Genomic DNA, 10,971 nt, shown 5'->3' with positions numbered 1-10,971 from the left:
CCCCCGCGCCCGCCGCACGCCCCTCCTCCTCCCCCCCGTGACCGGCGGGCGGGGAGCGTCAGCGTCCGGTGAAGCGCGGCGTGCGCTTCTCGAGGAACGCGGCCATCCCCTCCTTCTGGTCGTCCGTCGCGAACAGGGCGTGGAAGACCCGGCGTTCGTAGCGGATGCCGTCCCGCAGCCCGGTCTCCAGGGCCCGGTCCACGCACTCGCGGGCCGCGCGCACCGCCGCGCCCCCGTACGAGGCGACGGCCGCGGCCGCCTCCCACGCCTCGGGCAGGACCCGGTCGTCGGGGACCACGCGGGAGACCAGGCCCGCGCGTTCCGCCTCGCGGGCGTCCATCGTGCGGCCCGTGAGGACCAGGTCCATCGCCTTGGCGCGGCCGACCAGGCGGGTCAGTCGCTGGGTGCCGCCGATGCCCGGGATCACCCCCAGCCTGATCTCCGGCTGTCCGAAGACCGCGGACTCCCCCGCGATCGCCAGGTCGCACATCATCGCCAGTTCGCAGCCGCCGCCGAGGGCGACGCCGTGCACCGCGGCGATCCGCGGGGTGCGCAGGTCGACGAAGTCCTCCCAGGCGGAGAAGTAGTCCTCCCGCGCCATCTCCACGGCCGACTTCCCCGCCATCTCCCTGATGTCGGCGCCGGCCGCGAAGGCCCGCTCGGAGCCGGTGACGACGACGCATCCGACGGAGTCGTCCGCGTCCAACGGGCGCAGGACGTCCAGGAGTTCGGCCAGCAGTTCGGCGTTCAGCGCGTTGAGGACGTGCGGTCGGTGCAGACGGACCGTCACGACCGCGCCCGCCCGTTCCAGCTTCAGGTTGTCCATGGTGTCGCCTTCCCTTCCCGTCCCCGCTAGGGGCTCACGAGTCCCAGATCGCGCCGTAGGCCGGAATCCCTCGCCGTTCCAGCCCGTGCACCACCTGCCAGGTCAGCTTCTTGTTGGAGATGCAGATCACCGCCTCCGCCCCGAAGTCGCGGTAGGCGGCGTACGCGAGCGCCACCATGTCGGGCTTGCCGCCGCGGGAGGTGTCCCGGACGACGGCGTCCGGCTGCGCGGCGAGGATCTCGTCGACGAGGGCGTCGCCGTAGGTCGCCCGGGGATCGCGGGTCGCCCAGACCAGCCGGGAGGGGACCTCGGCGGCCAGCAGATGCGGCAGGCAGGGCCCGATGCCGCTGCCCGTCGCCACGTACACCACCTTCGTGAACAGGACCTCGATGTTGGCGACCCCGGCGGTGGTGATGCCCTTCGTCCACACCCTCGGGGGCAGGTCGTCGATGAAGGCCCCGGTCCAGTCGCCCGCCCGCGAGACGGTGAGGCGGAAGCCGGACTCCCCGGGGGCCGGGACGTTGGCGAAGGAGTGCCACTCCTTCAGCGGGCTTCGGCTGATCGCGGTCGAGGAGCCGGCGAAGGGCGTCACGCCGTGGTCGAAGCGCGCCAACGCCACATGACGCGAGGGCCGTTCGAGGCGCACGTCGACCTTGCGCAGCCGCAGCCAGGGCAGTGCGACGCTGAAGGTGACCAGCGCCAGGACGGACACCGGCCCGGGTCCGGAAGCCGCCATCAGCGTGTGCGTCCAGAAGAGGGCGAGGGCGGCCCAGCCGCCGAAGCGGTGGATCTTCTCGAAGACGTCGTGACGGCGGGCGCGGAAGGACGGCAGGGCGGTGGCGACGATCACGGCGAGCAGCGCCACCAGGATCCAGCCGACGGCCCGCAGCGAGCCGTCGGTGGTCCGCAGGGTCAGCGCCAGGAACCAGGCCGCGCCGGCCAGCGCTCCGCCCACGTGCAGTCCGCCGAAGTGGTAGACCTTGCCCAGCGTCCAGCGCAGTCGCAGCGGCCAGTGCGTCGGGGCCGAGGTCGCCAGCCGGAACAGCAGGTTGACGACGTACTGCTGGCGGACGAGGACGGCGAGGGCGAGGTTGGCGAGGGACGCGTGCGCCAGGGACGACTCCGACAGGGGCCGACTCCCGTATGCGTAGGCCAGGTTGACCAGCAGCACCAGCGCCGCGAGGCGGTTGTGGTGCATCAGCCGCGGGTGCTTGAGCAGACGCCGGGGCGCGGAGAGCAGCGGGGGCAGCTCGACGGGTCGGCCGGCGGGGGACGGCGAGGCGGGGACGGCGGCGGGGGTGGGGGCTGGGGCAGGGACCGCGGCAGGGGCGGGGACGCAGGCAGCGGGCGCGGGAAGCGGGGGCGGGGACGCGGGCGGGGGCAGGGAGGAGGACGTCGTCATCGGGCGGCCACCGCCGTCCGCTCCCGGGCCAGCTGCAGCAGCGCCGCCTTGTCGATCTTTCCGCGGTCGGTCTCCGGCAGTGAAGTCATGGGCATGACATCCTCGGGCACGCAGTAGTACGGCAGTGCGTCCGCCACCGCGCGCCGGGCCGTGTCGGGGTCCACGTCGGCCGGGCAGACGAAGGAGACCAGGCTGCGGGCGTCGCGCCGCAGGGTCACCGCCCGGGTGCAGCCCGGCACGCCTTCGAGAACCGACGACACGGAGTCCAGCTCGACCCGGAACCCGCGCACCTTGACCTGGTCGTCGGTCCGGCCGAGGTGTTCGAGTTCGCCGCCGGGGGTCCAGCGGCCGAGGTCCCGGGTGCGGAACATCCGGCGTCCTCCGCCGAGGAAGGGGTCGGGGGCGTAGCGCTCGGCGTTCAGCTCGTCGTTGCCGAGATACCCGGCCGAGACGCAGTCGCCGCCTGCCCACATCTCACCGACCTCGCCGACGGGCAGGGCACGGCGGTCGGCGTCGAGGACGTAGACGGTGTTGTTCGGGGTGGGTCGGCCGATGGTGAGCAGCGGCGCGGCCGGGGCGTGCCGGCTCATCGTGTTCACGATGGTCGTCTCGGTGGGGCCGCAGCAGTTGTGGAAGGCGGCGCGGGCGGCCCAGGCGTCGGCGAGCGGGCGCGGGCAGGGCTCGCCGGCGACGGCCACCGTGCGAACCCGGGGGCAGGCCGCCGGGTCGACGCCGGCGAGCACGGTCGGGGTGGCCACGAGCACGGTGGCGGTGCGGGCGGCCGCCGCGATGTCCTTGCCGCGGACGACCAGGGTGGCGCCGTGGGCCAGGCAGCCGAGGATCTCCCAGGCGGCCATGTCGAAGGCGATGTTGAGGAGTTGGGCCACCCGGTCGCCCGGGCGGATGCCGAGTCCGCCGGGTTCGGTGCACAGCAGGTTGGCGACGTTGCGGTGGGTGACCTTCACGCCGTTGGGGCGGCCGGTGGTGCCGGACGTGAACAGGACGTAGCAGCCGTCGTCGGGGCCGATGCGGGGGCGGGGCGCGGGGGCGCGCGGGAGGGGTTCGTCCAGGGCGAGGACGCGGGGGCCGCGCGGTATGCGGGCGAGGTGTGCGCGCTGGGTGAGCACGACGCGGGTGGCGGCGGCCCGGACGACGTGGGCGAGCTGGGCCGCGGGCGCGAGGCCGACGTCCTGGGGGACGTAGGCCGCGCCCGCCTTCAGGATGCCGAGCAGGCCGACGAGCATCGGCAGCGAGCGGCGGACGAAGAGGCCGACGTGGTCGCCGGGGCGGACGCCCTCGTGGGCCAGCCGGGCGGCGAGGGCGTCCGCGTACCGGTTGAGCTCGCCGTAGGTGAGGGTCGCGCCGCGGTGTTCGGCGGCGACGGCGTGCGGGGCGGCGGCGGCATGCCGTTCGACGGCGTGGTGGATGAGCGGGTCCGGGACGTCGACGGCGGGGCCGCGACCGTAGCGCCAGAAGAGTTCCTGGTCACGGGGGGTGAGATGGCGCAGAGGCATGGTGGGGTGACCTCCAGGCTGCTTCGGGATGCAGATGACATGGCCGGCGGTGACGGCTCGCCCGGGGTGCGAACGCCTGCGGGGGCGGGCGCCGTGCGGGTCGTGCGCCGTGCGGTCGTGCGCCGTGCGGGGTCATGCGCCGTGCGGGGTCGTGCCCCAGGCGGGGTCGCGCCCCGTGCGAGGTCGTACCCCGTGCGGGGTCGTGCGCGCACTCGACTGTAACGGCGGCTTTTCAACCATCAAGCATGCGCAACCGGTCATCCACTGCACGGAATGAGTCACTTGTGGCGTCTTCGTCCACAGGGGCAACGTTCGTACGGGTCGGCGACGACTCAAGGGCGGGGCTCTCTGCGCCTCACTCCGGGAGGCGGCGCCCGGGGAGGTCGCCAGCACACCGCCGTAACAGGAGGCCGCACGGCGCGTAACACGCACGACGCACGCTGGAGGGCATGCCGACCGCCTCGACGCCCACCCACTGCCCGTACTGCGCCCTGCAGTGCGGGATGGCCCTCTCGCCTCTGCCCGCGGGGGGCGTCGAGGTGGTCGAGCGCACCGGGTTCCCGGTGAACCGGGGAGCGCTGTGCGGCAAGGGGCGCACGGCGGCCGCGGTGCTGGCCCCGGGCGTCCGGCTGACCTCGCCCCTCGTGCGGTCCGGCGGCACGCTCGTGCCCGCCTCCTGGGACCAGGCGCTGGACCGGATCGCCGCGGAGCTCGACCGGGTGCGCACCGCGCACGGGGCCGACGCGCTCGGCGTGTTCGGCGGCGGCGGGCTGACCAACGAGAAGGCCTACGCGCTCGGCAAGTTCGCCCGCGTGGTGCTCGGCACCTCGCAGATCGACTACAACGGCCGGTTCTGCATGTCGTCCGCCGCGGCGGCCGGAGTGAAGGCGTTCGGACTCGACCGGGGACTGCCCTTCCCGCTCGAGGACGTCCCGCGCACGGGCTGTGTGATCCTGGTCGGCTCCAACCTCGCCGAGACCATGCCTCCCGCGCTGCGGTTCTTCAGCGAACTGCGGGAGAACGGCGGCACGCTGATCGTCGTCGACCCGCGCCGCACCAGGACCGCCGAGCAGGCGGACCTGCATCTCGCGCCCCGGCCGGGGACGGATCTCGCGCTGGCGCTCGGACTGCTGCACCTGATCGTCGCCGAGGGACGGGTCGACGAGGAGTACGTGCGCGAGCGCACCGTCGGCTGGGAGGACGCCCGGGCGGCCGCCATGGCCCACTGGCCGGAGTACGTGGAACGGATCACGGGGGTGTCCGTTCCACAACTCCGGGAGGCGGTCAGGCTGTTCTGCGAGCACGAGGCCGCGATGGTGCTCACCGCGCGCGGGCCCGAGCAGCAGTCCAAGGGCACCGACACGGTCGGCGCGTGGATCAACCTGTGCCTGGCCACGGGCCGGGCGGGACGGCCGCTCAGCGGCTACGGCTGTCTGACCGGACAGGGCAACGGGCAGGGCGGCCGCGAGCACGGCCAGAAGGCCGACCAGCTGCCCGGCTACCGCAAACTGGACGACCCGGCGGCCCGACGGCACGTGGCCGAGGTGTGGGGCGTGGACCCGGACTCGCTGCCCGGCCCCGGCCGCAGCGCTTACGAACTCCTCGACGCGCTCGGGTCCGACATCCGGTCGCTGCTGCTCATGGGCTCGAACCCGGTGGTGTCCGCGCCGCGCGCCGCGCACATCGAGGAACGCCTGAAGTCCCTCGACTTCCTCGCCGTCTGCGACGTCGTCCTGTCCGAGACGGCGGCCCTCGCGGACGTCGTCCTGCCCGTCGCCCAGTGGGCGGAGGAGACGGGGACGACGACCAGCCTGGAGGGCAGGGTGCTGCTGCGCCGCCAGGCGGTCACCGCCCCGGAGGGCGTGCGCACCGACCTCGCGGTGCTGCACGAACTGGCCGCGCGGCTGGGCGTCGAGAAGGGCTTCCCCGTCGAGCCCGAGGAGGTCTTCGAGGAGCTGCGGCGGGCCAGCGCCGGCGGGATCGCCGACTACTCCGGGATCAGCTACCAGCGGCTGGCGGACGAAGACGGGGTGTTCTGGCCCTGCCCGGCCGGTCAGGACGGCCGCCCGACGCCCGGCACCCCCCGCCTGTTCCTCGACCGGTTCGCCACCGAGGACGGCCGGGCCCGGTTCGCGTCCGTCTCGCACCGGCCGAGCGCCGAGGAACCGGACGACGACTACCCCGTGCTGCTCACCACCGGTCGGGTCGTCGCGCAGTACCAGTCCGGCGCCCAGACCCGGCGCGTCGCCGAGCTGAACGCCGCCGCGCCCGGCCCGTTCGTCGAACTGCACCCCCGGCTGGCGGCGCGGCTCGGGGCGGCCGAGGGCGATGCGCTGGCGGTCGTGTCCCGACGGGGGCGGGCGGTGGCCCCGGCCCGGATCACCACGGGCATCCGCCCGGACACCGTCTTCATGCCGTTCCACTGGCCGGGCGCCGGGCGGGCCAACACCCTGACCAACCCGGCCCTGGACCCGACCTCACGGATGCCTGAGTTCAAGGTGTGCGCGGTGCGGGTGGAGCTCGCGGGACCGTCCGTCTGACGATCCCCCGCGCCGACGCGGCGGGCTCCCGCTCCGAGCCTCGGTGAGGCCTCGTCGGAGCCTCGCCGATGCGCCACGGAAGCCGCGCCGAGGCCGCCTCACCCCGGCAGGCGCAGTGCCAGGCCGTCCAGCAGGACGTCCAGGCCGTAGGCGAACTTGCCCTCGCGCAGCGCCTCCGGGTCGGCCGCCTCGGCGGCGGTCGCGGCGTACTCGTTCGCCAGGTGGGCGTAGGGGGCGGCGGCCTGCTGGGCCGCGGGCATCAGGCGGGCCACGAAGTCCGCCTCGGTCTCGCCGGAACGGGCGACCGTGGTGAGCCAGGCCGCCTCGGTGGTGCTCACGCCGATGACGTAACTCAGCACGGGCTCGATGACGCGGCCCGGTTCGGCGAACCCGGCGGCCGTGAACAGCTCGGCCAGCCGCTCCGAGAAGGACATCAGGTTGGGGCCCAGATAGGCGAGTCCCGCCTGGCCGAGGACCGAGGCGAGCCAGGGGTGCCGCAGCGCGGTCGCGCGGAAGGAGCCCGCGGCCTCGGCCACGGCGGCGCGCCAGTCGGACCCGCCGGCCGACGGGACGTGGATCTCGGCGGCGACCTCGTCCACCGCCAGCTCCATCAGCTCGTCCTTGGTGGCGACGTGCCGGTAGAGGGAGGTCGCGCCGGCGTTCAGCCGGGCGCCCAGCTTGCGCATGCTCAGCGCCTCGATGCCGTCGGCGTCCAGCATCGCGACCGCCTCCCGGACGATCGCGTCCCGGCTGAGCGCGGGCTGGTCGGGCTCGCGGCGCCCACGGGCCCACACGGAGGGGACGGGGCGGGGGTTCTTCGTCTCGGCGGCCACGGCTCTGCTCCCGAAGGGGTCGACTGACAGCGGGCGTACATCGTGCGCTTCCAGCGTACAGAGTTCCCCACTTGCGCACACCGTTCCGCGCTGCGTACAGTGTTCGCATCGCACGGAACAGTGTGCGCAACACGGGAACGCCGTGCGCACGAAGACGAGCGAGACGCACGACGACCGACGAGACGCACGAAACGAATGAGACGAACGAAAGGACCGGACGTCATGGAAACCCGTAGTCCTCGCCGCTGGTGGATCCTGGTCGTGCTGTGCCTGAGCACGCTGGTCCTGACGGTCGACAGCATGGCGCTGACCGTCGCGGTCCCCTCGATGACCGAGGACATCGGCGCGAGCGCCCAGGACACCCAGTGGATCCTCGACTCCTACATCCTGGTCTTCGCCGGCCTGCTGCTGACCTCGGGAAGCCTCGGCGACCGCTTCGGCCGCCGGCGGGTGATGCTGATCGGCCTGTCCCTCTTCGGGGCGGCTTCCCTGGCCGCGACGTTCTGCACCGCCCCCGGCGAGGTGATCGCCGTCCGCACCGCGATGGGCGTCGGCGGGGCGCTGATCATGCCGTCCACGCTGTCGATCCTCATCACCGTCTTCGACGAGGAGGAGCGCGGCAAGGCAATGGCGGCGTGGGGGTCGGTGTCCATGCTGGGCCTGGTCGGCAGTCCGGTCCTGGGCGGCGTCCTCATCGACCACTTCTCCTGGCACTCGATCTTCCTGATCAACGTCCCGGTCGTCGCGCTCGCCGTCGTCGCCGCCGTGACCCTGATGCCGGAGTCCAGGGCGCCCTGGCAGAAGCCGGACCCGCTCGGCGCGGTGCTCTCCGCGGTCGGCATGACCGCCCTGGTCTGGTGGATCATCGAGCTTCCGCTGCACGGCGCGTTCGGCGGGCGCTCCGCCGTCACCCTCGCGGTGGCCGTGGTCGGACTGGCCGGGTTCGTGGTCTGGGAGAACGTCACCCCCTCGCCGATGGTCCCGCTGGTCCTCTTCAAGCACCGCAACTTCAGCGGCGGCTCGCTCTCGCTGGCCCTGGTGCAGATCGGCAACGGCGGTCTGCTGCTGGTCCTCACCCAGTACCTGCAGTTCGTCCTCGGCTACTCCCCCGTCCGGGCCGGGCTCGCCTTCCTGCCGTTCGCCCTCGCGGCGCTGGCCGGCAACGGGGCGGGCGCGCATCTCACCGGGAAGATCGGCAACCGGTTCGTCGTGCTGGCCGGGATGCTCGTGATGGCCGCCTCCTTCGCCCTCCTCGCCACGGTCGGCGCGGACTCCGGCTTCACCGTCCCCGCCGTGGCCCTGGGGCTGCTCGGCCTCGGCGCCGGACTCGCGATGCCCGCCGCCGTCGCCGCCCTGATGGGCACCATCCCGGCGGACAAGGCGGGGGTCGGCTCGGCCCTGAACGACACCGTCCAGCAGGCCGGCACCGCGCTCGGCATCGCGATCCTCGGCTCCCTGCTGACCAGCGGCTTCGCCGCCGAGATGCCGGCCGACGCCCCCGAGGCGGCCCGGCAGTCGATCGGCGGGGCGCTGGCGGCGGCCGGCGGCGACGGCACTCTGGTGCGGGCGGCCCGGGAGGCCTTCACCGCCTCGATGACGACGACCTTCACGATCAGCGCGATCGGCGTCCTGGCGGCGGCCGTCGTGGCGGCCCTGGTCATGCGGGACGCCGAGCCGCGGCAGCCCGTCGCCGAGGCTCCCGCGAAGGAGCCGCAGCCGGTCGCCTGACCGCCCCGCTCCCGCACCGGGAAAGGCCGGCGCCCCACGGGGCGCCGGCCTTCGGCGTGTCCGGACGGCGGGCGGCCCGTCAGCGGGCGGCCCGTCGGACGGCGGGCCGTCAGCGACCGGCCTGTCGGCGAGCGGGCTGTCAGCGGGCGGTGGCCCAGCCCGGGATCGTGGGCAGGACCTGCTGGGCGACGCGCAGCAGTGCCGTGTCGTCCGGCCGCACGTCGTCCTGGCGCCAGATGGAGAGCTCGTAGGAGCCTCCGCCGTCCTTGACGTCCGGGGCGACGACCAGGGTGCGGGCGATGCCGCCCGGCGCGGACTGCGACTTGCCGCCGCCCAGGTTGAACTGGATGGCGATCGTCGGGCTCGAGTAGAGCACGGCGGGGTGACCCGCGATCGTCTTCGTCTGCGCCTCGCTCAGCAGACTCTGCATGCCGCTGATCGGCAGACCGTCGTAGGAACGCGACAACTTCACCGTGTAGGTGTCCAGTTGGACGGTCCCCTCGGGGGAGGGGATGCTCTTCTCCCCCGTCTCGACCGAGCCGTCGCTGCCGTAGGCGGTCCGCGCGTGCTCCGCCGGCGTGCCGAGGAGCGTCGGCAGGTCCGTGCGGTTGAGCGCGGTGCACAACTGCGTCCCGGAGACGCGCTTCGCCGCCCTCGCGGCCTCGTCGGCCTTCTTGTCCTCGTCGTCGGCCCTGCACATGGCCGGCTTGTCCGCGGCCTTCGCGTCGTTCTGCTGGATCACATACAACGCGCCCCCCAGCGCCCCGACCACCACCAGCGCCGCGATGGCCTGAGCCCATGCGTTCGGGCCCTTCTCGGCCGCGGCCACGTCCTCGCTCATGTCCCCCACTACCCCCGGTACCCCCTGCTCGCGCCGGATGCGCGCGGAGGGAGCGTAGCGGGTGATCAGGCCACGGGGAAGCGGGATCGAGCCACAGCCCGCCACGGCCCGCCCCGGGAGGTCGTCGGGGCGGGCCGCGGCGTGCTGGTCGTGCTCGGGTCGGCGTTTGCCGGTCGGGTCAGTTCACGTTGACGGCGCTCCAGGCCGCCGCCACCGCGTTGTACTCCGCGCTGCCCGCGCCGTAGAGGTCACGGGCGGCGTTCAGGGTCGCCGTCCGCGCGCCCGCGTACTTGGTGGACGACGTCATGTAGACGGTCAGGGCCCGGTACCAGATGGCGCCCAGCTTGTCGCGGCCGATGCCGGTGACCGTCGAGCCGTTGGACGTCGGGGAGTTGTAGGTGACGCCGTTGATCGTCTTCGTTCCGCTGCCCTCCGCGAGGAGGTAGGCGAAGTGGTTGGCGACGCCCGAGGAGTAGTGCACGTCGAGGTTGCCGACCGAGCTGCTCCAGTAGTCGGCCGAACTGCCGTCCTTGCTCGGCTTGTCCATGTAGCGCAGCGCGTCCCGGCCGAACCCGGGGCGGACGATCTTCTCGCCGATGAGGTAGTCGCCGACGTCGGAGGAGTTGTTCGCGTAGAACTCCACCAGCGAGCCGAAGATGTCGGAGGTCGCCTCGTTCAGACCGCCGGACTCGCCCGAATACGTCAGGTTCGCCGACTTCGACGTCACGCCGTGGGACATCTCGTGCCCGGCCACGTCCAGGCCCACCAGCGGGCCGAGCTGCGTGGCGTTGCCGTCGCCGTAGGTCATGCAGAAGCAGCTGTCGTCCCAGAAGGCGTTGGCGTAGTTGTTGCCGTAGTGGACGCGGTTGTACGAGCCCTTGCCGTCGCCCGCGATGCCGTTGCGGCCGTGCACGTTCTTGTAGTAGTCCCAGGTCACGTCGGTGCCGTACTGGGCGTCCACGGCGGCCGTCGCGCGGTCCGCGGCGGCTCCCGTCCCCCAGTGGTTGTCGGCGTCCGTGAACAGCGTGGCGGGGGCGCGGCTGAAGCAGATGCCGAAGATGCACAGGTCGGTCTTGTTCTCGGCGTCGCCGGTGTACGTGTTCCCGCGCGTCGGGTCCTTGAGCTGGTACGTCGATCCGGACGGGGTCGTCTGCAGCGGGACCGTGCCGCCGTACAGGGACTTGCCGTCGCCGGTCGCCGTCTCCAGCGCGTCCCAGGCGTCGATCTGGGCGCCGGTGCGCGCGTCGGTCAGCACGGTGCGGGCGACCGGGTTGCCGAGCGTGTCCA

8 protein-coding genes are annotated in these 10,971 nt (G+C 73.4%); 2 read left to right on the top strand and 6 right to left on the bottom strand.

Annotated features, from left to right (window positions below; all coding sequences use genetic code 11):
• Positions 1 to 58: 58 nt before the first annotated feature.
• The 3 genes from ABT300_RS36715 to ABT300_RS36705 are packed head-to-tail and all read right to left on the bottom strand — an operon-like array spanning position 59 to position 3,742.
• A complete protein-coding gene (locus ABT300_RS36715) occupies positions 59 to 826 on the bottom strand; it encodes an enoyl-CoA hydratase-related protein (protein ID WP_351685393.1) in 768 nt (255 codons plus the stop codon).
• Positions 827 to 860: 34 nt separating this feature from the next.
• Positions 861 to 2,228 carry an FNR domain-containing protein gene (locus tag ABT300_RS36710; protein WP_351685390.1) on the bottom strand — a complete coding sequence of 456 codons (1,368 nt, stop codon included), beginning with the start codon at positions 2,226 to 2,228 and terminating at the stop codon, positions 861 to 863.
• The gene (locus tag ABT300_RS36705; protein WP_351685388.1) at positions 2,225 to 3,742 is read right to left on the bottom strand and encodes an amino acid adenylation domain-containing protein; all 1,518 of its coding nucleotides are present in this window, start codon (positions 3,740 to 3,742) and stop codon (positions 2,225 to 2,227) included. Before ABT300_RS36705 ends, ABT300_RS36710 begins: the two co-directional genes overlap by 4 nt.
• 449 nt (positions 3,743 to 4,191) lie before the next feature.
• On the opposite strand from ABT300_RS36705, the gene ABT300_RS36700 reads away from it, so the two are divergent.
• Positions 4,192 to 6,282: a molybdopterin oxidoreductase family protein gene (locus tag ABT300_RS36700; protein ID WP_351685385.1), complete on the top strand. Its 2,091-nt coding sequence runs from the start codon at positions 4,192 to 4,194 to the stop codon at positions 6,280 to 6,282.
• 98 nt (positions 6,283 to 6,380) lie between these two features.
• Here the strand turns inward: ABT300_RS36700 and ABT300_RS36695 are convergent, their stop codons facing one another.
• Positions 6,381 to 7,115 carry a TetR/AcrR family transcriptional regulator gene (locus ABT300_RS36695; protein WP_351685383.1) on the bottom strand — a complete coding sequence of 245 codons (735 nt, stop codon included), beginning with the start codon at positions 7,113 to 7,115 and terminating at the stop codon, positions 6,381 to 6,383.
• Between the two features lie 222 nt (positions 7,116 to 7,337).
• Here ABT300_RS36695 and ABT300_RS36690 point away from each other — a divergent pair, with 222 nt between their 5' ends.
• Positions 7,338 to 8,843, top strand: a complete 1,506-nt coding sequence (locus tag ABT300_RS36690) for an MFS transporter (RefSeq protein WP_351685381.1) — start codon at positions 7,338 to 7,340, stop codon at positions 8,841 to 8,843.
• Between the two features lie 139 nt (positions 8,844 to 8,982).
• Here ABT300_RS36690 and ABT300_RS36685 read toward each other — a convergent pair whose 3' ends face one another.
• Both ABT300_RS36685 and ABT300_RS36680 read right to left on the bottom strand, forming a co-directional pair.
• Positions 8,983 to 9,684 carry a DUF6215 domain-containing protein gene (locus ABT300_RS36685; protein WP_351685378.1) on the bottom strand — a complete coding sequence of 234 codons (702 nt, stop codon included), beginning with the start codon at positions 9,682 to 9,684 and terminating at the stop codon, positions 8,983 to 8,985.
• Positions 9,685 to 9,862: 178 nt separating this feature from the next.
• On the bottom strand, positions 9,863 to 10,971 hold a 1,109-nt coding region (locus ABT300_RS36680; RefSeq protein ID WP_351685375.1), incomplete at its 5' end, for a M4 family metallopeptidase.

The organism is Streptomyces sp. NPDC001027 (assembly GCF_040299045.1).
Classification (GTDB): domain Bacteria; phylum Actinomycetota; class Actinomycetes; order Streptomycetales; family Streptomycetaceae; genus Streptomyces.
This window is presented reverse-complemented; position numbering and strand designations above follow the sequence as displayed.